The organism is Catellatospora vulcania (assembly GCF_009720385.1).
GTDB classification, from domain to species: domain Bacteria; phylum Actinomycetota; class Actinomycetes; order Mycobacteriales; family Micromonosporaceae; genus Catellatospora; species Catellatospora vulcania.
Genome location: NZ_ML769307.1, coordinates 220,346 through 241,042 on the forward strand (window position 1 = coordinate 220,346; position 20,697 = coordinate 241,042).

The 20,697-nt window shown below is 71.2% G+C and carries 21 protein-coding genes; 13 read left to right on the forward strand and 8 right to left on the reverse strand.

What is annotated here, in order from left to right:
* Window positions 1–58: 58 nt before the first annotated feature.
* The 3 genes from F6W97_RS15695 (at window position 59) to F6W97_RS15705 (ending at window position 2,898) form a co-directional block, all read left to right on the forward strand.
* Entirely contained in the window at window positions 59–829 is a 771-nt protein-coding gene (locus F6W97_RS15695) for an SDR family oxidoreductase (protein ID WP_155371067.1), read from the forward strand.
* A gap of 124 nt (window positions 830–953) precedes the next feature.
* Window positions 954–1,517, forward strand: a complete 564-nt coding sequence (locus tag F6W97_RS15700; RefSeq protein WP_155371068.1) for an MBL fold metallo-hydrolase — start codon at window positions 954–956, stop codon at window positions 1,515–1,517.
* Between the two features lie 154 nt (window positions 1,518–1,671).
* On the forward strand, window positions 1,672–2,898 hold the full coding sequence (locus F6W97_RS15705) for an MFS transporter (protein WP_155371069.1): 1,227 nt from the start codon (window positions 1,672–1,674) through the stop codon (window positions 2,896–2,898).
* A gap of 7 nt (window positions 2,899–2,905) precedes the next feature.
* Here F6W97_RS15705 and F6W97_RS15710 read toward each other — a convergent pair whose 3' ends face one another.
* From F6W97_RS15710 to sthA, 7 genes are all read right to left on the reverse strand, one after another.
* Window positions 2,906–3,679 carry an inositol monophosphatase family protein gene (locus F6W97_RS15710; RefSeq protein WP_196279167.1) on the reverse strand — a complete coding sequence of 258 codons (774 nt, stop codon included), beginning with the start codon at window positions 3,677–3,679 and terminating at the stop codon, window positions 2,906–2,908.
* Window positions 3,680–3,708: 29 nt separating this feature from the next.
* Window positions 3,709–4,020: a hypothetical protein gene (locus F6W97_RS40125; RefSeq protein WP_196279168.1), complete on the reverse strand. Its 312-nt coding sequence runs from the start codon at window positions 4,018–4,020 to the stop codon at window positions 3,709–3,711.
* A gap of 2 nt (window positions 4,021–4,022) precedes the next feature.
* Complete coding sequence (locus F6W97_RS15715) at window positions 4,023–5,609, reverse strand: glycosyltransferase 87 family protein (RefSeq protein ID WP_155371071.1); 1,587 nt, start codon at window positions 5,607–5,609, stop codon at window positions 4,023–4,025.
* Between the two features lie 132 nt (window positions 5,610–5,741).
* Window positions 5,742–7,031, reverse strand: a complete 1,290-nt coding sequence (locus F6W97_RS15720; RefSeq protein WP_155371072.1) for a hemolysin family protein — start codon at window positions 7,029–7,031, stop codon at window positions 5,742–5,744.
* Between the two features lie 138 nt (window positions 7,032–7,169).
* A complete protein-coding gene (gene gndA / locus F6W97_RS15725) occupies window positions 7,170–8,597 on the reverse strand; it encodes an NADP-dependent phosphogluconate dehydrogenase (protein ID WP_155371073.1) in 1,428 nt (475 codons plus the stop codon).
* 210 nt (window positions 8,598–8,807) lie between these two features.
* Window positions 8,808–9,818: an endonuclease/exonuclease/phosphatase family protein gene (locus F6W97_RS15730; protein ID WP_230686705.1), complete on the reverse strand. Its 1,011-nt coding sequence runs from the start codon at window positions 9,816–9,818 to the stop codon at window positions 8,808–8,810.
* A 5-nt stretch (window positions 9,819–9,823) separates the two neighbouring features.
* Window positions 9,824–11,227, reverse strand: coding sequence for a Si-specific NAD(P)(+) transhydrogenase (sthA, locus tag F6W97_RS15735; RefSeq protein WP_155371074.1), 1,404 nt, complete (start codon window positions 11,225–11,227; stop codon window positions 9,824–9,826).
* A 120-nt stretch (window positions 11,228–11,347) separates the two neighbouring features.
* On the opposite strand from sthA, the gene F6W97_RS15740 reads away from it, so the two are divergent.
* From F6W97_RS15740 to F6W97_RS15760, 5 genes are all read left to right on the forward strand, one after another.
* Window positions 11,348–12,703 (forward strand): TrkH family potassium uptake protein, encoded by a 1,356-nt coding sequence (locus F6W97_RS15740; protein WP_230686706.1) that lies wholly within the window; start codon window positions 11,348–11,350, stop codon window positions 12,701–12,703.
* Window positions 12,693–13,358, forward strand: coding sequence for a potassium channel family protein (locus F6W97_RS15745; protein WP_230686707.1), 666 nt, complete (start codon window positions 12,693–12,695; stop codon window positions 13,356–13,358). Before F6W97_RS15740 ends, F6W97_RS15745 begins: the two co-directional genes overlap by 11 nt.
* 93 nt (window positions 13,359–13,451) lie before the next feature.
* On the forward strand, window positions 13,452–14,846 hold the full coding sequence (locus F6W97_RS15750; RefSeq protein WP_155371075.1) for an APC family permease: 1,395 nt from the start codon (window positions 13,452–13,454) through the stop codon (window positions 14,844–14,846).
* A gap of 126 nt (window positions 14,847–14,972) precedes the next feature.
* Window positions 14,973–15,632 (forward strand): hypothetical protein, encoded by a 660-nt coding sequence (locus F6W97_RS15755; RefSeq protein ID WP_155371076.1) that lies wholly within the window; start codon window positions 14,973–14,975, stop codon window positions 15,630–15,632.
* A 75-nt stretch (window positions 15,633–15,707) separates the two neighbouring features.
* The gene (locus F6W97_RS15760) at window positions 15,708–16,160 is read left to right on the forward strand and encodes a hypothetical protein (RefSeq protein WP_155371077.1); all 453 of its coding nucleotides are present in this window, start codon (window positions 15,708–15,710) and stop codon (window positions 16,158–16,160) included.
* Between the two features lie 40 nt (window positions 16,161–16,200).
* Here F6W97_RS15760 and F6W97_RS15765 read toward each other — a convergent pair whose 3' ends face one another.
* A complete protein-coding gene (locus F6W97_RS15765; RefSeq protein ID WP_155371078.1) occupies window positions 16,201–16,758 on the reverse strand; it encodes a phosphotransferase family protein in 558 nt (185 codons plus the stop codon).
* Between the two features lie 98 nt (window positions 16,759–16,856).
* Here F6W97_RS15765 and F6W97_RS15770 point away from each other — a divergent pair, with 98 nt between their 5' ends.
* The 5 genes from F6W97_RS15770 (at window position 16,857) to F6W97_RS15790 (ending at window position 20,695) form a co-directional block, all read left to right on the forward strand.
* On the forward strand, window positions 16,857–17,486 hold the full coding sequence (locus tag F6W97_RS15770; protein WP_155371079.1) for a VOC family protein: 630 nt from the start codon (window positions 16,857–16,859) through the stop codon (window positions 17,484–17,486).
* 115 nt (window positions 17,487–17,601) lie between these two features.
* A complete protein-coding gene (locus F6W97_RS15775; protein WP_196279169.1) occupies window positions 17,602–18,486 on the forward strand; it encodes an aminoglycoside phosphotransferase family protein in 885 nt (294 codons plus the stop codon).
* A 203-nt stretch (window positions 18,487–18,689) separates the two neighbouring features.
* Window positions 18,690–19,022, forward strand: a complete 333-nt coding sequence (locus F6W97_RS15780; protein ID WP_155371081.1) for a YciI family protein — start codon at window positions 18,690–18,692, stop codon at window positions 19,020–19,022.
* A complete protein-coding gene (locus tag F6W97_RS15785) occupies window positions 19,019–20,239 on the forward strand; it encodes an RNA polymerase sigma factor (protein WP_155371082.1) in 1,221 nt (406 codons plus the stop codon). Before F6W97_RS15780 ends, F6W97_RS15785 begins: the two co-directional genes overlap by 4 nt.
* Before the next feature lie 81 nt (window positions 20,240–20,320).
* On the forward strand, window positions 20,321–20,695 hold the full coding sequence (locus tag F6W97_RS15790) for a hypothetical protein (protein ID WP_155371083.1): 375 nt from the start codon (window positions 20,321–20,323) through the stop codon (window positions 20,693–20,695).
* The last annotated feature ends 2 nt before the right edge of the window (window positions 20,696–20,697 follow it).

A 20,697-nucleotide genomic window follows, 5' to 3' on the forward strand; every position in this document is an offset into this window, starting at 1 on the left:
TCGCTAAGGTATCCGCACATCGACTGCAACAACAAACGACTGACAAGGGGCGAAAGCTGTGCGCACAGGTCTGGAAGGTCGTACCGCGCTGGTCACCGGCGCGTCCCGCGGCATCGGCAAGGCCACCGCGGCCGCCCTGGCCGCCGAGGGCTGCAACGTCGTGCTGACCTCCCGGCGCCAGGACGCGCTGGACGCGGTCGCCGCGGAGTTCCGCGAGGCGTACCCGAAGGTCGGCTTCCTCGCCAAGGCCGCGCACGTGGGGGAGAAGGACCAGGCCGACGCCTGCGTCGCCGCCGCGGTGGCCGAGTTCGGCTCCGTCGACGTGCTCGTCAACAACGCCGGCACCAACCCGTACTTCGGCCCCATGGTCGACCTCGACGTGTCCCGCGCGGAGAAGACCGTGCAGGTCAACCAGCTGTCCATCGTGCTGTGGACGCAGGCCGCCTGGCACGCCTCGATGGCGGCCAACGGCGGCGCCATCGTCAACATCGCCTCCGTCGGCGGCCTGGCCACCGAGCTGGGCATCGGCTACTACAACGCCACCAAGGCCGCCGTCATCCACCTGACCCGGCAGTTCGCCGCCGAACTGGCCCCGAAGGTGCGGGTCAACGGCATCGCGCCCGGCATCGTACGCACCAAGCTCGCCCAGGCCCTGTGGGAGAACAACGAAGAGGCGATCAACCAGCACACCCCGCTGGGCCGCATCGGCGAACCCGAGGACATCGCCAACGCCGTCGTCTTCCTCGCCGGCCAGACCTCCTCCTGGATGACCGGCCAGACCCTCGTCGTCGACGGCGGCTCCCTCATCCGCCATTCCTTCGCCGCCTGACCCGCGCCCGCCTTGTGCGGCGTCAGTTTCGGGGAAACTGCAGGAATCGCGCTTCCGATTCGCGCAGTTTCCCCGAAAGCGCAGCAGGGCTCCCGCGACGCCTCGCGGTCGGTAGCGTGGGGGCATGGCGGCAGAGTTGTGGGTGCTCAATGCGGGGTATGTCGGTGAGCGGGTAGCGAGCACCGTCGCGCTGCTGCGGGACGGGGACACCACCGTGGTCGTCGACCCGGGGATGGTCGCCGACCGGCAGCAGATCCTCGGGCCGATGGCCGACCTCGGCGTCGACCCGGAGTCCGTCACGGATGTGATCTTCAGTCACCATCACCCCGACCACACGATCAACGCGGCACTGTTCCGCAACGCCCGCTACCACGACCACTGGGCGTACTACGTCGACGACCAGTGGGTCAGCCGCGACGCCGAGGGCTTCGCGCTCTCCGACGCGATCCGGCTGATCCGCACGCCGGGGCACACGGCCGAGGACATCACGACCCTGGTCGACACCGCCGCCGGGCTCGTCGCCCTCACCCACGTCTGGTGGCACGCCGAAGGGCCGCCGAAGGACCCGTTCGCCACCGATGCCGTCGCACTGGCAGCGTCCCGTGCCCGGGTGCTCGCGCTGAACCCGGTCCAGATCGTGCCAGGCCATGGCCCCGCTTTCACGCCGGACCCGACGACCCCTCGCTGACGGTTCGACGTACGCGGCGACGCTGTGGGTAGGCGAAGTGGACCGTCCGCACCCGCTCGGGGCTGCGCACGGACGGCCGGTCCGGGATCATCGGCTGTTGTGATCACCCGTCGGCACGACCGGACGGCGCACCGACGATGGGACGGACCCGCAGATGGCAAGTGAGCGCCGGCGCTGGCAGATGCTGATCGTCGGCACGCTGGCGATGACCGCGGGCAGCACGTTCCAGTACGGGCTGGCCTACCTGATCCCGGCGTTCCGGGACGAGGGCCTGACCCTGGAACAGGCCGGCGCGCTGGTCGCCTGCCCCACCATCGGCGTGGTGCTCACCCTCATCGCCTGGGGCGCCGCGGCCGACCGGTGGGGCGAGCGCGTGGTGCTGTCCACCGGTCTCGGGCTGCAGGGCCTCATCCTGATCGCCGCACAGTGGGCGTCCGGCACCGCGGGCCTCGCCGTGTGCCTGGTGCTGGCCGGTGCGGCAGGCGGCTCGGTGCTGGCCGGCGGCCGGCTCATCCTCGGCTGGTTCGCGCGGCACGAGCGCGCTCTGGCGATGGGCATCAGGCAGAGCGCCGCGCCGCTGGGCCTCGCCCTGGCCGCCCTCACGCTGCCCTCCCTCGCCGACCGCGGCACGGGCGGGCCGCTGCTGTTCCTCGCGGTGCTGTTCCTGGCCGTGGCGACAGCGGCATTCGTGTTCGTACGCGACCCGGCCCCGCAGCCGTCCGACACGAACCGGGAGGCACCGCAACAGAAGCCGACGTCGCCGTACCGCACCTCCGGCTTGTGGCGTATCCACGCCGCCAGCGCGCTGCTGGTCATCCCGCAGTTCACGGTCACCACGTTCGCGCTGGTCTTCCTCGTCGAGGTCCATGGCTGGACGGCGGTCGGCGCCGGGCAGCTGCTGGCCGGAGGGCAGGTGTGCGGCGCCCTGGCCCGTCTCGGAGCGGGCTACTGGTCCGACCGCACGGGCAGCCGGCTCAAGCCCATGCGGATCATCGCGATCTCGACCGGCTTGGGAATGCTGGCGCTGGCCGCGCTCGCCGGAACGAGGCTGGCGGTGCCCGTGCTGCTGTTCATGGCGGTGGTCGCGGTGACCAGCAACGTGCTGTCGTTCACCGCCGTCGCCGAATACGCGGGTTCGGCGTGGGCGGGCCGTGCCCTCGGCATCCAGACCACCGGCCAGAACGCGCTGGCGGCTGCCACACCGCCGGTGATGGCCATGGCGATCGGAGCGGCGGACTTCGCACCGAGTTTCGCCGTGGTGGCCGCGTTTCCGCTGATCGCCGCCGTTATCGTGCCGGTCGCTGCAGAGCGGGCCGCCATCGCCGCCCAGGCAGACCAGACGGTCCCGCCGGTCGCGGCAGCTCAGCGCATCCGTTCCTAGACCGGGCTCACCGCGAGCGGGGCCGCGCCGGGTATTGGAGCACGGTCAGCAGCCGGCTGTGCAGGTCGGCGTTCGAGTACAGGCCACCGCCTCGATCGCCGGCGTTACCTCCGGTCCGGTCGGTGAAACAGCCGCCCGCCTCCTCGACGAGCAGGATCCATGGCGCGTGATCCCAGACGTGGTAGCCCTCGACCAGGAAAGCGTCGGTTTCGCCGCGGACCAGCTCGACGAGCGGGAGCGCGCCGGCCGGTGTGCGGGCCACGCTCGGTGGCAGGCGGGCTCTGGACGCGTCGTCCAGCGCATCGAGCTGAGCCTCGGCCAGCGTCGAAGTGGTGCTGACGGCGAGGCGCCGCGACTCGCCCTGTCCGCGTGGCCAGGACGACTCGAAGGAACCGCCGCCTCGGGTCGCCCACCAGCAGCGTCGCAGCGCGGGCGCGGTGACGACCGCGAGCTCGGTGCGCCCGGCGACCTCCAGCGCGAGGTGGACTCGCCAGTTCGGGTCACCGCGGCTGAAGAACGACGTGCCGTCGATCGGGTCGATGATCCAGACCCGATCGGACTCACCGACCCGGCCAAGTTCCTCGCCGAGGAGCGCATCCTGCGGCCTCGCCGTCGACAGCGTCTCGCGAATCGACCGTTCGACCGCCCGGTCGGCTTCGGTGACCGGTGTGCCGTCCGCCTTCAGCGTCGCCGCAACGCCGGACTCGAAGTAAGCGAGGGCGAGGTCTGCTGCCAGATCCGACGTGTCGAACGCGAGACGCAGGTCATCAGCGCTGTCCACGACCGACGACGCTATCAGCCGACGATCCCTCAGAGACCGAAGGCCTGGTACACCTCGTCGATGCTCTCCCAGTCGGCCTGGCTCGACCGGCGCAGGTCCGCGGGGACCGGCTGCGGGAACACCAGCAGCGAACCCTGTGCCCGGCCGTCGGCGCCGATGTGCAGGTCGGTGGCGGGGGAGAACCACGCCTCTCCGTCGCCCATGGTGCTCCAGTAATCGATTCTGAACACCCGGCCCTGTGCGAGGGCCTCCCGCAGCTCGTCAGTGCTCAACGAATGGCCCGCGACGGGCTGCCCGCCCTCGGCGAGCAGCCCGTCGACCAGGTCCTGGCTCCAGATCACGGTCAGGCCGGGTTCAGGGAGTCGGTGAAGACGGCGAGCACCTCGCCGCCGGGCCCGTACGCGACGAGCCGCCCGGCGGCGATGTTGGCCAGCCGGAACGAGAACGTCCGCTGCCCGGGGAACATCTCCACCAGCGGGATCTCCCGTGGCGGCCCGCCTGGCGCGCTGGTGAACTCCAGCCGCGCGACGCTGCCGTCGACCACGCCGTTGACGCGCACCTTGGTCGGCTCCCGGAACGTGCCGAAGTGGACCGGCCCGCCGGCGGCCGCGTCGGCGCAGCTCTGCGCGGTGCGGCAGTAGAAGAAGTAGCGCGGGTTGACGGTGTCGGCGAGGTCGTACGCCTTGAACGTCGGATCGGCGCCGGCGGGCAGCGGCAGGATCGCGATGCAGGCCAGTGCGGCCGAGGCCGTGGTGGCGGTGCGCAGCCAGACCCGGGCCGAGCCGGGTCGTGCCGAGCGCGCCGTCGCCACGGCCAGTCCGCCGACCCCGGCGAGGCAGACCGCCACGACCCCGAGCGAGCGCGCATTCTCGAACACGAACTGCACGCCGGGCCGCATCGACACTGCGCCGAGCAGGCTGCCCAGCGACAGCACCATGACCACCAGCAGGACTCCGCCGGCGACGCGGCGCGCCACGCCGTTGGCGGCGATCATCAGCATCGCGGCCAGCACGGTCCACAGCTGGTGGTGGGTCCAGGAGACCGGGGAGGCGGCGACGGTGGCGCAGCCGACGAGCACCGCCGCGCGAACCGGCTCGCCGTCCAGCGCGATGCGCCGCGCCCGCAGCAGGGCGACCCCGCAGATCAGCGCGACCAGGGCCGCCCACAGCAGCGGCAGCGTCTCCGGCGACATCCCGGCTCGCATGAGCATGCCGTGCAGCGACTGGTTGCCCAGCGAGGCCAGATTGCCGATGCGGGAGGTCTGCAGCATGGTGCCGGTCCAGTAGGTCCAGCTGTCGGCGGGCAGGAACGCCGCCCCGGCGAGGGCGCAGGCGGCGAAGGTCGCCACGGCGCGGGCCGCGTCCCGGGGGCGTTTGGCGACCAGCAGGAACACCACGAACAGCAGCGGTGTCAACTTGATCGCCGCGGCCAGGCCGATCAGGACGCCGCGGTGGCGGGCCGGGGTCAGCCCGATCGCGTCGACCAGTGCCAGCAGCACGATGAACACGCTGACCTGGCCGAAGCGCAGGTTGCTCTGCGCCGGTGCGGACAGCAGCAGCGCGCACGCGGCCACCGCCACCAGCAGCGGCCGCCGGTCGGTGACGGTGGTGAACGCGCCCCCGGCCGCCGCCGCGATCGCCGCGATCGCGGCGACGGTCAGCGCGAGCCACAGCAGCCGCAGCGTCGGCTCGGCCAGCAGCGTCATAGGCTGCATCAGCAGCGCGGCGAACGGCGGGTACGTGAACGGGCCGCCGTTCTCGGCGACGTAGCCGTACAGCGGCTGCCCGTGCTGGACGGTCTCGATCGCGCCGTAGTAGATGTGCAGGTCGGACAGCCGGTCGTCCGGGGGCCGCCGCAGCACCAGCACCGAGGAGACCAGGGCGACCGCCCCGAACACCGACCACACCGCACCGACCCGGCGATCAACCATCGACACAGGTTAGCGCCCGCCGCGCGGTGCGGCCGTCCACCCGTCCAAGATTCGTCGACCTGCCCGGCACCTGGGCGTATACGGGTTCAAGATACGCACAGGCGCCGGGCGAGTCCGACGATCACGGAGCGGTCAGGAGGAGTGGCTGCGGTCGTGGTTGCGGACCAGGCGCAGGCGGAGCTGGGTGATGCTGCGGCCGTCGATCTCGGTGACCTCGGCGGTGAAGCCGGGGGCCTTGACCGTCTCACCGGTCTTGGTGGGGATGTGGCCGAGCTTGTCCAGCACCAGGCCGGCGACCGTGGTGTAGTCCATCTCGCCCAGCCGGTTCAGGTCGATGCCCAGGTCCGGCAGGTCGTGCAGCGGGAACGAGCCCGGCACCAGGAACACGTCGTCGGCCTCGCGGACCACCGAGACCACGTCCCGGTCGGTCTCGTCGTAGATCTCGCCGACGACCTCCTCGACGAGGTCCTCCATCGTGATGATGCCGTCGATGGAGCCGTGCTCGTCGACCACCAGGGCGAACTGCTCGCGCTGGTTGCGCAGCTGGCGCATGGCGTCCGACACCGACAGCGTCTCCGGCAGGAAGATCGCGGTGCGGGCGCGCTCGCCGACCGGGCCGCCCGCGCCGAGCAGGTCGCGCAGGTGCACCACGCCGACCACGGAGTCAAGGTCGCCGTCGCCGACGACAGGGGCCCGGCTGTGGCCGGTCTCGGCCAGCATGGCCAGCCCTTCCTCCGCGGACATGTCCGCGGGCAGGGTGACGACCTCGCGGCGGGGGATGAGGATGTCGCGGATGTCGCGCTCGCTGATCTCGAACGCCCCGGAGATGATCTCGCGCTGCTCGGCGGTGAAGCTGCGCTGCGCGACGACCAGGTCGCGGATCTCCTCGGCGGAGATCTCCTCGCGGCCCGCGCGGGGGTCCACCCCGGCGATCCGGACGATCATGTCGGTGGACTTGCCGAGCAGCCACACGAACGGTCGCGACGCGGTGGCCATCCAGTCCAGCGGCCGTGCGGCGACAAGCGCCCAGCCCTCCGCGCGCTGCATGGCGATGCGCTTGGGGGCCAGCTCGCCGACCACCAGCGTGAGGAAGGTCAGCACCAGGGTGACGATGATGATGGCGGCGGGCTCGGCCGCCGAGCCCAGGAAGGCCAGCGCCGGCACCAGCGGCTTGGCCAGCGACGTCGCCGCGAAGGCCGAGGCCAGGAAGCCGGCCAGGGTGATGCCGATCTGGATGGTGGCGAGGAACCGGTTGGGGTCCCGGGACAGGCGGGCCAGCACCCTGCCGCCGGAGGAGGAGCGCTCGAGCCGCTGGATCTGCGACTCGCGCAGCGAGATGAGAGCCATCTCGCTGCCCGACAGCGCTCCGTTGATCAACATCAGGACAAGCACCAGCAGAACCTGGGTGCCGTAGCCGCCCACGGGCGTTCACTCCTCGACATGTTCAAGACAGAACCCACACCGTAGCGGGTCCGCCTGAAGATCCTGCACAGGGCGGCACGGACAAAGCTCCGTTCATGCACCACAGCGGCATGAACGGAGCTTTGTTCGCGAAATGCGTCAGTCCTGCTTGACCTCGGTCTTGTCGCCCGACCACAGCGTGTGGAAGGTGCCGTCGGCGTCCACCCGCTTGTAGGTGTGCGCGCCGAACAGGTCCCGCAGGCCCTGGGTGAGCGCGGCGGGCAGCCGCTCGCGGCGCAGGCCGTCGTAGTACGCCAGGGACGACGAGAACACCGGGGCGGGGATGCCCAGCTGTGCGGCGGTGGCCACCACGCGGCGCCAGGCCGGCACGGCCGCCCCGATCGCCTCGGTGAACGCGGGTGCGAACAGCAGGTTCGCCGGGGGCTCCGAGCCCTGGTACGCGGCGGTGATGTCGCGCAGCAGCGAAGCCCGGATGATGCAGCCCGCCCGCCACAGCGATGCGATCGCCGCCAGGTCCAGGTCCCAGCCGTACTCCTTGGACGCCGACACCAGCATGTCCAGGCCCTGCGCGTAGCTGACCAGCTTGGACGCGTACAGCGCCTGGCGCACGTCCTCGACGAACGTGTCGGGCAGGTCCACCTTGACCTCGTGACCGCCCAGCAGCCCCTGCGCGACCGGGCGCTGCGCCGCCTGCGACGACAGCGCGCGGGCGAACACCGACTCGCCGATGCCGGTGACCGGCGAACCCAGCTCCAGGGCCGCCATCACGGTCCAGCCGCCGGTGCCCTTCATGCCCGCGGCGTCGACGACGACGTCGACGAACGGCTTGCCGGTCTTCGCGTCGACGTGGCCGAGCACCTCGGCGGTGATCTCGATGAGGAACGACGACAGGTCGCCCTTGTTCCACTCGGCGAAGATCTTCGACTGCTCGGCCGGCTCCAGGCCCGCGCCGGAGCGCAGCAGGTCGTACGCCTCGCCGATGACCTGCATGTCGGCGTACTCGATGCCGTTGTGGACCATCTTCACGAAGTGGCCGGCACCGTCGGTGCCGATCCAGGAGCAGCACGGCTCGCCGTCCACGTGCGCGGAGATCTTCTCCAGCATGGGCCCGAGCGACTCGTACGACTTCTTCGACCCGCCCGGCATGATCGACGGGCCCTTGAGCGCGCCCTCCTCGCCGCCGGACACGCCCACGCCCACGAAGTGCAGGCCCTTCTCGGCCAGCGCGGCCTCGCGGCGGCGGGTGTCGGTGAAGTGGGAGTTGCCCGCGTCGATGATGATGTCGTCGGCGTCGAGCAGCGGCACCAGCTCGGCGATCACGTCGTCGACCGGCTTGCCGGCCTTGACCATGATCAGTACGCGGCGCGGCTTCTCCAGCGCGCCGACCAGCTCGGCCATCGTCTCGGTCGCGACGAAGTCGCCGTCGCCACCGTGCTCGGCGATCAGCGCGTCGGTGCGGGCGCGGCTGCGGTTGTGCACCGCCACGGTGTAGCCGTTGCGGGCCAGGTTGCGGGCGAGGTTGGCGCCCATCACCGCCAGCCCGGTGACACCGATCTGTGCTGCCATGGTGTGACTCCTGGTCGTGAAAGCTCGATGTTTGCGGCCGCCCCGGTGCGTCCCTTCCACCTCATACCCCACCACGCCGGGCACGGGTGCGCACGCCCGGGGCGGCGCTGTCCTAGTGATCGAGAAGCTACGTCGGATTCGTGGTCGACTCCAGGTTCCGCGGCCTCCATCCTGCCCCAAGACGCGGCATGGCGAGAGCGCTTCGCAGGGTCAGAACCGGATGCGGGCCGCCACCGGCAGGTGGTCGCTGCCGGTGCGGGGCAGCGACCAGACGCGGGTGACCGTGGCCGCGCGGGCCAGCACGTGGTCGATGCGGGCCAGCGGCGCCTGCGCGGGCCAGCTGAACGCGAAGTCGGACCGGTCCGAGCCCAGCCGCGAGGTGACCGGGTCCAGCCCGCGGTCGTCCAGGGTGCCGTTGAGGTCGCCCAGCAGCAGCACCCGCTGCTGCGGTTCGGCGGCCAGCGCCGCGCCCAGCTTCTCGGCGCTGCCGTCGCGCCGGGTGGAGCCGAAGCCGTCGGTCCAGCCCAGACGCAGCGACGGCAGGTGGGCCACGTACACCGCGACGTCGCCCTGCGGCAGCGCCACGGTGGCGCGCATGCCGCGGCTCCAGTCGTCCACGATGGCGCGCGGCCGGATCTCGACCACCCGCACGTCGGTGACCGGGTATTTGGACCACAGCCCGACCGTGCCCTGCACCGCCGCGTGCGGGTAGAGCGGCGCGAGCGCGGCCGCGTACTCGGCCATGGCCTGCTCGGTGACCTCTTCCAGCGCGACGAGGTCGGGCGACACGGCCAGCAGCGCCCCGATCGTGCCCGCCGGGTCGGGGTTCTCGTCGCTGACGTTGTGCTGCACGACGGTGAGGTCGAACGGCTCGTCGGCGTGCGGGGCCAGCACCCCGGCGAACAGGCCGAACCAGGCGGCCACGGGAAGCGGCAGGGCGATCAGGGCGAGCTTCGAGCGGCGCAGCAGCGCGAGACCGAGCAGCGGCGGGACGCCCAGGCCCAGCCAGGGCAGGAACGACTCCAGCAGGCTGCCCAGGTGCCCGAGCGTGTTCGGCACCGCGGCGTGCAGCACCAGCAGGCCCGCGACGAGCACCGACAGCGCCGCCGTCACCAGCCCCGGCGTCCGCCCGACGGGCACGCGGCCGCCGTCGCTCCGCCGGGGGAACGGCAGCCGTCGCTCGCTCGTGGCGCCCGTAGCCGGCGCCGTCAAGGTGTCCACCAGGTTCAGTCTCGCAGGTTGGCGATGTGCCTCATCTTGTTGGTCGCGTCCAGCGCCGCGACCTTGTACGACTCGGCCAGCGTGGGGTAGTTGAACACCGCCTCGACCAGGTAGTCGACCGTGCCGCCGCAGCCCATCACGGACTGCCCGATGTGGAGCAGCTCGGTCGCGCCGGTGCCGAACACGTGCACGCCGAGCAGCTTGCGGTCCTCCGGCGACACCAGGATCTTCAGCATGCCGTGCGAGTCGCCGATGATCTGGCCGCGGGCCAGCTCGCGGTAGCGGGACACGCCGACCTCGAACGGCACCCGCTGGTCGGTCAGCTCGTCCTCGGTGCGGCCCACGTAGCTGATCTCGGGGATGGTGTAGATCCCGATCGGCTGCAGCGCCGAGATCGGGCCCAGCGGCTGCCCGCAGGCATGGTGGGCGGCCAGCCGGCCCTGCTCCATCGAGGTGGCGGCCAGCGCCGGGAAGCCGATGATGTCGCCGACGGCGTAGATGTGCGGCACGGCGGTGCGGAAGTTCTCGTCCACGGTGATGCGCCCGCGTTCGTCGGCGGCCAGCCCGGCGGCCTCCAGGGCCAGGGCGTCGCCCATGCCCTGCCGCCCGGCCGAGTACATGACCGTGTCAGCGGCGATGGTCTTGCCGCTCTCCAGCACCGCGATGGCGCCCCTGGGGTGCTTCTCGACGGCGGCGACGGCCTCGCTCAACCGGAATGTCACGGCCAGTTCACGCAGGTGGTACTTCAGCGCCTCGACGACCTCCAGGTCGCAGAAGTCCAGCATGCGGCTGCGCCGTTCCACGACGGTGACCTTGGTGCCCAGGGCGGCGAACATCGAGGCGTACTCGATGCCGATCACGCCCGCGCCGACCACCACCATCGAACGCGGCACCCGGTCGAGCTTGAGGATGCCGTCGGAGTCGATGATGGTCAGGTCGTCGAACTCGACGGTGGCCGGTCGCGCCGGACGGCTGCCCGCCGCGATGACGATGTTGTCGGCGGTGATCGAGAAGTCGCGCCCGCGCTCGCCGGTCACGTGCACGGTGTGCGGGTCGGAGAACCGGGCCGTGCCGGCGTGCAGCCGGACCCCGTTGCGGGCGAGCTGCCCGCGTACCACGTCGACCTCGCGGCTGATCACGTGTTCGGTGCGGGCGGTCAGGTCCGCGACGGTGATGTCCTCCTTGAGCCGGTAGCTCTGGCCGTAGAGCTCGCGCTGGCTCAGGCCGGTGAGGTAGACGACGGCTTCGCGCAGGGTCTTCGACGGGATGGTGCCGGTGTTGACGCTGACCCCGCCGATCATGTCGCCGCGTTCCACCATGGCCACCCGGCGGCCCAGCTTGGCGGCCGCGATGGCGGCCTTCTGGCCGCCGGGCCCGGATCCGATGACGAGGACGTCCACATCACGCATGTCGCATACCTTGGCACGGCAACGTTAACGGCGGGCACCCGCCGAACGGCGGTCATCGCGCGCCACCGGCGGCTACGGCAGCGGGCCACCCGAAGATCGGGAGATTGGTATGGTCGCGGCGTGCGCAGGAGCGTGTCGGCGGTCGTGCTCGATCAGTTCCACCACCCGACGCAGGTGATCGTCGGGGGGTTCGCGGCAGCTGCTCTCGTCGGCACGGGGCTGCTGTCGCTGCCGATCGCCACCGAGTCCGGCGAGCCCGCCCGGTTCCTCGACGCGCTGTTCACGGCGACCTCGGCGGTCTGCCTGACCGGCCTGATCCTGGTCGACAGCGAGACCCACTGGTCCGTGGCCGGTGAGCTCATCATCATGGCGCTGATCCAGGCCGGCGGGCTGGGCATCATGACCATGGCGACCCTGTTCGCGGTCGCGCTGTCGGGCCGGATGGGCCTGCGGGCCCGGATGCTCGTGCAGGCCGAGACCAGAGCGCTGCAGATGACCGACCTGCGCCGGGTGGTCCGCAACGTGGTGCTGCTCAGCCTGGGCGTGGAGGCGATCCTCGCGGTGCTGCTCGCGGGCCGGTTCATGCTGGCCTACGGGGAGTCGTTCGGGCGGTCGGTTTACCTGGGCGTGTTCCATTCGATCTCGGCGTTCAACAACGCGGGGTTCGCACTGTGGCCCGACAGCGTGGTCCGGTTCAACACCGACCCGTGGATCTGCCTGACGCTCGCCGTGGGCGTCATCGTCGGCGGGCTGGGCTTCCCGGTGCTGTTCGAGCTGCGCCACTCCTGGCGCCGGCCGAGCCGCTGGTCGGTGCTGACCCGGCTCACCCTCACCCTCAGCGCGGTGCTGCTGGTCGGGGGCACGGTCCTGCTGCTGGCCACCGAAGGCCGCAACCCGAGCACGCTGGGCGACATGTCGGGTGCGGACCAGCTGCTCAACGCGTTCTTCGGCGCGGTGATGCCGCGCAGCGGCGGATTCAACTCGATCGACATCGCGGCGATGTACCCGTCGAGCTGGCTCGCGTACGACGTGCTCATGTTCATCGGCGGCGGCAGCGCGGGCACCGCCGGCGGCATCAAGGTCACCACGTTCGGGCTGCTGGCCTACGTGATCTGGGCGGAGCTGCGCGGGGAGCCGTCGGTCAACGTCGGCCGCCGCCGGATCCCCGAGCAGCTGCACCGGCAGGCGCTCACCATCGCGCTGGTCGGCGTCGGCATCGTGGCGGGCTCGACGTACCTGCTGCTGGTGCTCAACCCGCACCCCTTGGACCAGGTGCTGTTCGAGGTCATCTCGGCGTTCGCGACCGTCGGGGTGTCCACCGGCATCACCGCCGAGCTCGACGCGGCCAGCCACGGCCTGCTCGCGATCCTGATGTTCGTGGGCCGGGTCGGGCCGCTGACCCTGGGCACCGCGCTGGCGCTGCGCGCCAGGACCCGCCACTACGAGCTTCCCGAGGAGCGTCCCCTTGTCGGCTGAGAACGGCAACGACCCGGTCGTCGTCATCGGACTGGGCAGGTTCGGCAGCTCGCTGGCCCTGGAGCTGATGCGTCGCGGCACCGAGGTGCTGGCCATCGACCACCGGCCCAAGGTCGTGCAGAGCCTGGCGGGGGAGCTCACCCACGTGGTGACCGCCGACGCCACCGACCTGGAGGCGCTGCGCCAGCTCGGCGTCGCCGAGTTCGGCCGGGCGGTGGTGGCCATCGGCTCCGACCTGGAGGCCAGCATCCTGGCCACGTCGCTGCTGGTGGAACTGGAGGTCGCCGACATCTGGGCGAAGGCGGTCAGCCGCCAGCACGGCCGCATCCTGGAGCGCATCGGGGCGGGCCACATCGTGCTGCCCGAGCACGACATGGGCGAGCGGGTGGCGCACCTGGTGTCGGGCCGGATGCTCGACTACATGGAGATCGACTCGAACTTCGCGCTGGTCAAGACCCGGCCCCCGCACGAGTACGTGGGCGTGCCGCTGGGCGAGACCCGGCTGCGGCGCAAGCACGGCGTCACCATCGTCTGCGTGAAGACGCCCGGCAACGAGTTCACCTACGCCGACGCGACGACCGTGCTGCAGTACGGCGACATCATCGTGGTCGCCGGGCCGGTGGACCGGGTGGAGCGCTTCGCCGAACTGCCCTGAGCGCCGCACCGCGTTTTGATCATTCGGGGACCGGGAACGGAGGAGGATGAAGAAAGCGGGCGCCGGTGCCCGCTCGGTCCCGGGAGGCAGCCCATGACCGCCGACGTCTCGGCCCCAGCACCGCAGCCGCAGCGCGACGACCCGCACGAGCTGCGCCGGGTGATCACCCGGCCGATGCTGATCTTCTTCATCCTGGGCGACATCCTCGGGGCCGGCATCTACTCGCTGACCGGTCAAGTCGGCGCGGAGGTAGGCGGGGCGATCTGGGCGTCGTTCCTGGTCGCGTTCGTGCTCGCGTTCCTGACCGCGTTCGCGTACATGGAGCTGGTCACGAAATACCCGCAGGCCGCCGGCGGCGCGCTGTACTGCGACCGGGCGTACCAGATCAAGTTCTTGAGCTTCCTGGTCACCTTCGCGATCATGGCGTCCGGCGTGACCTCGGCGAGCTTCGCCGCCACCCGGGTCGGCGGGCGCTACTTCAGCGGCCTGACCGGGGTGGAAAACCCGCCCACGATTCTCATCGGCACGCTGGCGATCCTGCTGGTCGCGGCGGTGAACTTCTGGGGCGTGTCCGAGTCCATCAAGGTCAACATTGTGATCACCTGCATCGAGCTGGCCGGGCTGCTGTTCGTCATCGGCGTCGGGGCCAGCGTGCTGGCCAAGGGCTCCGGCGACCCGGCCGCCGCCTTCACCTTCTCCGGGCAGGGCTTCGGCGTCGTCACCGGCATCATGGCCGGTGCCGCCACCGCCTTCTACGCCTTCCTGGGCTTCGAGGACTCGGTGAACCTCGCTGAGGAGACGAAGGAGCCGTCACGCGACTTCCCGCCCGCCATGATCACCGGACTGCTCGGCGCCGTCGTCGTCTACCTGCTCGTCGCCTTCACCGCGGCCATGGTGGTGCCGCTGGACGTGCTCACCACCTCCAGCGGGCCGCTGCTGGAAGTAGTCAAGATCGGCGCGCCCGACCTGCCCGTCTCGGAGATCTTCTCCGCCGTGTCGATGGTCGCCGTCTCCAACACCATGCTGATCAACATGCTGATGGCGTCCCGCCTGCTCTACGGCATGGCCCGGCGCGACGTGCTGCCGCGACCCTTCGCGGTGCTGTCGGTCAAACGCACCCCGTGGATCGCAATCGCGTTCACCACCGCGCTGTCGATCCTGCTCATGGCTACCGTCAACGACCTGACCGACCTGTCCGACACCACCGTGCTGCTGCTGACCGCCGTGTTCCTGCTGGTCAACATCGCCGCCCTGGTGCTGCGCCGCGACCAGGTCCAGCACCGGCACTTCCGCGCCCCCACCGTCATCCCCGTCCTCGGCGCGATCGTGTCCGCGGTGTTCCTGCTGCCCTTCGTCCGCGAGGCCGGCATCTACCTGCTCGCGTTCTGGCTGCTGCTCGGCGGCGTCGCCCTGTGGGCGGTGAACCGCCTGGTCACCCGGCGCATGCCGCCCCGCGACGGCTCAGCCGCCGCCCCGCCGTCGAGGTGACCCTCCGCCAACCGACGGTTGCGCAAGTTTTCCTCAAGGCTGCCGCAGGGATGTTCCGCGCGGGCGCGTGCGCCCGTCACTGTGGGTACACCATCCGCACCACGACGTCGACGACGGGAGCTCACCATGCGGTCCACCCTCGAGCTGCTGCCCGCCGCCGCGGTGGGCGAGCCGGTCGCCCGGCTCGACCGCTCCCGGCTGACGGACGCGTTCGAGCTGGCCTGTCTGGTGCGGGCGACGTCGCTGACGCCCGACGGGGGAGTGCGGGTGGGTCATCCCCGCCGCCCGGCCACACCGGCCGGGACGGTCGAGTTCAGCGCCGAGCACGCCGCCCGCCGGATGGGGCAGCTGATGCGGGCACTGGAGCTGCCGTACACGCACCAGACCGCCGAGGCGGGTCTGCGCCGCCGCTACCTGCTGCACCGGGTCAGCGTGCCCGGCGAGCACCACGCCGCATACCTGGAGATCAGCGACGGAGCCTGGCGGCAGGGCCGGGCGGCCGTGCTGAGCACGGCGTTCGTCGGCGGTTCGGCTCCCGCGCACGCCGACCGGCTGCGGCTGGCCGGTTCCGCCTGGCGCGGCGTGCTCCTGGCCGCCGGCCGCCACATGCGCAAACACATCCTGGGCGTACGCGTCACCGACCAGGACCTCGCCGCGATCCTGGTCCGGGGCGCACACCTGCTCGGGGCACAGGCCACCCTCGCCCGCCAGGCCGGCAGCCTGCTCGTCAGCGTCCCCGCCGGCACCGCGCACCGCGTCCTGCACGGTGCAGGGATCCCGCACTGACGGTGGTCGCGCTTTCGTGAACGGCGCAACTGGGCGGGCTGGCCTCTGCGGCACCTATGGCTCAGACTGCTGCCTGTGGAGATCATCCCTGGCGTCGGCGTCGAACCTGCCAAGATCGGTGACCGCCGGGAGGCGGTCGAGCAACGGCTCGGCCCGCCGGTTCATCAGGACCTGAGCCGCCATGCCGTCTACGCGTCGGACCCGATGCTATCCGTCACCTACGACCTCGACGGCATCGTGGAACTCGTCGACGCCGCCTACAGCGGTCACCACGGCGGCGAGGAGCTGTTCCTTCGCGGCGTGCAACTGACCTATCGGTTCATGGACGACGTGGTCGCCGACCTTGCGGCGATGGGGCTGATCGGCGTCCCGTACGACATCGGGGTCGACTACGAGGCGGACGGCTTCGCCGTCTACTCCAACTCGTCGCTGTCGGCACAAGAACTGGACCCCGACGCCGATGTCAATGATGAGCGCCGGATCGTCGAGGGCGTGTCGATCGCACCCCGCGCCAACCTGGAGCGGTGACCACCGGGCCGCGCATCGTGCGGATCGACGACCGGTGCGATCAGCACGGACCGACACCCAGTGTGCCGAGCCGTGCGGTCAGGTCGTCGGTCCACTCAGCGGGCATACGGCCGTCCGGCAGCGGGACACCTGCCGCACACCGCCATAGCGCGTCGCTCAGCACGCTGCGCACGTGCCACGCCATCACCCGCGCGAGGTCGACCTCGCGGCCCGACTCGCGCTCGTAGTGCGCAGCGGTCGCGCGCAGCAGCTCGACGCCCGAGCCGATGCCCGGTAGCAGCCGCAGGTCGTACTCGGGCTGGGCCCACCCGGCGGTCTCGAAGTCGACCACCAGTCGTAGGTCACCGCCGGACCACACCTGATTGTCACCGTGCAGGTCGCTGTGGCAGAGCACCGGCACCACCCGCCGAGCGGCCGGCTCGGACCACGCGAACTTCACGACGTACGCGTCGCCCAGCAACGCGCTCGACGCCTGCCACAGCGGCTCGTCCCGGCCATCGACCTCGCGGAGCGACAACGGCAGGCCGTGGGTGTCGAGGCCGGCCGCGCGCACCGCTTCACGCACCGCGGCCGGCGAAGGTTCGGGCAACCAGCGCATGACGGCCATCAGACCACACCGACCACTGGATGCCGTCAGGGTCGCCGGGCAGGCCCGGTCGTTCATCAGCTCGTGCGGGCGGTGTTAGCTTCGCCGGCATGACTGAGCAGATCACGGCCGGGCAGTTCCACGCGGGCGCCGATGTCGAGGACTGGCGCTGCCTGTACCACCTGGTCTCGGCCCATTTCCGGACCGGCTCGCTGGCTGAGGGCATCGCGCTCGTCGACGAGATCGGCCGGCTCGCCGACGGCGCCGAGCAGCAGTACCTCAACGTCGACCTGCGTCACACCGGCGTGACGGTGAGCCTGAAGGTAAGAGACGTCGCCCTGGCCCGGCGGATCTCGGCAGCCGCCAGGCGACTGGGCATCCCGGCCGACCCGACCGCCGTGCAGCTCGTCAACGTCACCCTCGACGCGCTCGTCGACGCGGACGTGCTGCCGTTCTGGCGCGCGCTGCTCGGTTACCGCCAGATCGGTGACGACTACCTGTCCGACCCGGCCGGCCGCGGCCCCGGCTTCGGGCTGCAGCAGCTGAATGCCCCACGCCCCCAGCGCAACCGCATGCACCTCGATGTCGCCGTTCCCCATGATCAGGCCGAGGCCCGCATCGCCGCCGCCCTGGCTGCGGGCGGACGCCTGGTGTCGGACGCGCACGCCCCGAAGTGGTGGGTCCTGGCCGACGCCGAGGGCAATGAGGCATGCGTCGCCACCTGGGTCGGCCGCGAATAGGGTCCGCGGGTCGGGTCATCCATCACTTGCTCGCGGCGGCGGCCACCACCGGCGACCCTCCGGCGTGGTCCGAATTCGATTGACGGGATCGTCGAGCGGGTTCTACGGTCGCGCGATGCGTCCCGGAGAGATCATCGTTGCTGTTGAGCAGGTGCGCGACCTGATCGACGAGCAGTTCCCCGAGTGGGCGGACCTGCCGATCGTCGCGCAGTTGCTGAACGGCACCGACAACGCGCTGTTCCGGCTGGGCGATTCCCTGACGGCGCGGCTGCCGCGGGCGCAGTGGGCGGTCGACCAGGTGGCGACCGACGCGACCTGGCTGCCGCGGCTGGCACCGCACCTGCCGGTGCCGGTGCCGGTGCCGATCGCGGTCGGCCGGCCGGGCGGGGACTATCCGTGGCCGTGGACGGTCGTCCCGTGGCTGGACGGGCGTAATCCGGAGGCCGGGCAGGATCTCGTCGACCTCGCCGTCGACGTCGCCGGTTTCGTGCGGGCGATGATCGCGATCGACCCGATGGACGGGCCCGTCAAGGAGGGCATCCAGCGCGGCGTGCCTCTGGTGCAGCGGGACGAACTGACCCGCCGGTCGATCGCGGAGCTGGGCGACCGGATCGACGGGCGGGCGGTGACCGCGGCGTGGGACGAGGCGATGGCGGTCGACGAGTGGCCCGGACCGCCGGTTTGGCTGCACGGTGACCTCCTGGAAGGCAACCTGCTGGTCGACCGGGGCAGGCTCACCGGGGTGATCGATTTCGGCGGTCTGGGCCGCGGCGATCCGGCGGTCGAGGTGCGGCCGGGCTGGAGCCTGTTCGACGCCCGCGCACGGGCCGCCTACCAGGAGGCCCTCGGGTTCGACGAGGCGACCTGGGTACGCGGGTGGGCCTGGCAGCTGTCGGGCTCGCTCTACTGGCTGGCGGACCTGTGGGACTCGATCGGCGAGGCGGACCGCGATGACACGATCCGCTACCTCGACTACATCGTGCGTCATCGCCACGACTGACCATTAGGCAGGTGGGCCGCCAGAACCTGTCCTCCTCTTCGGCTGTGCCCGTGTCCGCGCGTCCGAGCCCCGGCTGCTGCCGTGGCGTAGGAAACTCGTCGCAGAAATCTCGGCGGACCGTGTCGGTCCGTGGCGGCGGCGTTCGTAGCAGGGGTGATAGGCGGCTCCAGGGAGCAGCCACACGACGACAGGAGATGACCCCGATGGCGCAGTACCTGATTTCGGTGCTCCACGACTCGACCGAACTGGCCACCGACGAGGAGATGGCCGCGATCGATGTCTTCAACGAACGGCTCCAGGCGCAGGGCCACTGGGTCTTCGCCGGGGGCCTGGCCTCGCCCGAATCGGCCACCGTCGTCGACGGCAGGCACGGCGAGCCGATCTTCACCGACGGTCCCTATCTGGAGTCGAAGGAGTACATCGTCGGTTTCTGGATCATCGAGGCCGCCGACCTCGATGTGGCGCTCAGGCTCGCCGCGGACGGTTCGAAGCACTGCAACCGCAGGGTCGAGCTGAAGCCGTTCCTGAGCGAATGATCGACGTCGGCGACGTGATCGCCCGGGTCCACCGCGCGGAGTGGGCCCGGGTGGTCGCCGCCCTGGCCAGGCGCTTCGGCGACCTCGACGTCGCCGAGGAGATGGCCGCCGAGGCGTTCGCGGCCGCCGTCGAGCGCTGGCCGGTCGACGGCGTGCCACCCAATCCCGGCGGGTGGATCACCACGACCGCCTACCGCAGAGCCGTCGACCGGCTCAGGCGTGAGGTCAGGCGCGAGGAGAAGCACAGGGAGGCGCTGATGCTGGCCGACACCCCGGAGCCGCTGGGCGCCATCGACGACGACCGGCTCCGCCTCGTCTTCACCTGCTGCCATCCCGCGCTGGCCATGGAGGCGCGGGTCGCGCTGACCCTGCGGATGGTCGGCGGGCTCACCGTGCCCGAGATCGCGCGTGCGTTCCTGGTCCAGGTGCCCGCCCTGGGCCAGCGGATCACCCGCGCGAAGATGAAGATCAAGGCAGCCCGGATCCCGTATCGCGTACCGGACCGCGAAGACCTCCCCGCCCGGGTCACCGGCGTGCTCGCCGTCCTTTACCTGATCTTCAACGAGGGCTATCTGGCCTCGGACCCCGAGCAGGAGTCGGTCCGCGGCGACCTGACCGCCGAGGCGATCCGGCTGACCCGGCTGGTCCGTGACCTGATGCCGGCAGACGGCGAGGTCGTCGGTCTCCTGGCGCTGATGCTGCTGACGGAGGCCCGCCGGACCGCGCGGGTGTCGGCGAGCGGTGAGCTCGTCACCCTCGGCGAGCAGGACCGCGGCGCGTGGGACCGTGAGCTGATCGCCGAGGGCCATGCCCTGGTCCGCGCACGACTGGCCGCCCGGCAAGCGCCGGGGCGCTACCAGATCCTTGCCGCGATCAACGCCGTGCACACCGACGCGCCCGACATCCGCGACACCGACTGGTCGCAGGTCGTCGCGTTGTACGACCAGCTGGTCCGCCTGGACCCGTCGCCGATCGTGCGGCTCAACCGGGCGATCGCGGTCGCCGAGCTCGACGGCCCGCAGGTCGCGCTGGCGGAGGTCGACGGTCTGCCGCTGGAGGGCTACCACGCCTTCCACGCGACCCGCGCCGACCTGCTGCGTCGGATGGGCCGCAGCGAGCAGGCGCGGGCGGCGTACGACCGGGCCATCGGGCTGGCCGGCAACGCCGCCGAGACGTTGTACCTCACCCGGCGCCGTGACCAGCTGACCGGCCCGTGACAGCCCCGGATCCACCGGCTTCGTGCTCTGCCGTCGGCGTAAAGCGCGCTGATCGCACGATTGTCAGGCTAGCCTGACGGGATGACCACCCCTGACGCGCTCGAACGCGAACACACCCTCCAGACGGCCGTCACCCGCTACAACGACCTGCGTATGCGAGAAGCGCTCGGCGAGGCCGGCCTCAGCGCCGAGGAGTCCCTCCAGCTGCTGGCCCTCGGCGAGCTGATCATCCGGAAGGCGGGCTACGGCCGGCAGCTGTCGGTGCGCGGCGCTCGCAGCTCCGGGGCGTCGTGGGCGCAGATCGGCGCGGCGCTGGGCATGACCCGCCAGTCGGCCTGGGAGGCCCACACCCGCTGGATCAACGACCAGGCCGAGCAGTTCCGCAGCACCGGCATCTCCGGCTTCGACGCCGAGCAGGAGGCGAAAGCCCGGGACCTGGCCGGCGACAGCGACTGACC

What these genes read in the sequence shown, in the direction of transcription:
- F6W97_RS15700 (WP_155371068.1), top strand. Translation starts at nt 954, where the DNA reads ATGGCGGCAGAGTTGTGGGTGCTCAATGCGGGGTATGTCGGTGAGCGG.
- F6W97_RS15705 (WP_155371069.1), top strand. Translation starts at nt 1,672, where the DNA reads ATGGCAAGTGAGCGCCGGCGCTGGCAGATGCTGATCGTCGGCACGCTG.
- F6W97_RS15715 (WP_155371071.1), bottom strand. Translation starts at nt 5,609, where the DNA reads ATGGTTGATCGCCGGGTCGGTGCGGTGTGGTCGGTGTTCGGGGCGGTC.
- gndA (WP_155371073.1), bottom strand. Translation starts at nt 8,597, where the DNA reads ATGGCAGCACAGATCGGTGTCACCGGGCTGGCGGTGATGGGCGCCAAC.
- sthA (WP_155371074.1), bottom strand. Translation starts at nt 11,227, where the DNA reads ATGCGTGATGTGGACGTCCTCGTCATCGGATCCGGGCCCGGCGGCCAG.
- F6W97_RS15750 (WP_155371075.1), top strand. Translation starts at nt 13,452, where the DNA reads ATGACCGCCGACGTCTCGGCCCCAGCACCGCAGCCGCAGCGCGACGAC.
- F6W97_RS15755 (WP_155371076.1), top strand. Translation starts at nt 14,973, where the DNA reads ATGCGGTCCACCCTCGAGCTGCTGCCCGCCGCCGCGGTGGGCGAGCCG.
- F6W97_RS15765 (WP_155371078.1), bottom strand. Translation starts at nt 16,758, where the DNA reads ATGCGCTGGTTGCCCGAACCTTCGCCGGCCGCGGTGCGTGAAGCGGTG.
- F6W97_RS15770 (WP_155371079.1), top strand. Translation starts at nt 16,857, where the DNA reads ATGACTGAGCAGATCACGGCCGGGCAGTTCCACGCGGGCGCCGATGTC.
- F6W97_RS15775 (WP_196279169.1), top strand. Translation starts at nt 17,602, where the DNA reads ATGCGTCCCGGAGAGATCATCGTTGCTGTTGAGCAGGTGCGCGACCTG.
- F6W97_RS15780 (WP_155371081.1), top strand. Translation starts at nt 18,690, where the DNA reads ATGGCGCAGTACCTGATTTCGGTGCTCCACGACTCGACCGAACTGGCC.
- F6W97_RS15785 (WP_155371082.1), top strand. Translation starts at nt 19,019, where the DNA reads ATGATCGACGTCGGCGACGTGATCGCCCGGGTCCACCGCGCGGAGTGG.
- F6W97_RS15790 (WP_155371083.1), top strand. Translation starts at nt 20,321, where the DNA reads ATGACCACCCCTGACGCGCTCGAACGCGAACACACCCTCCAGACGGCC.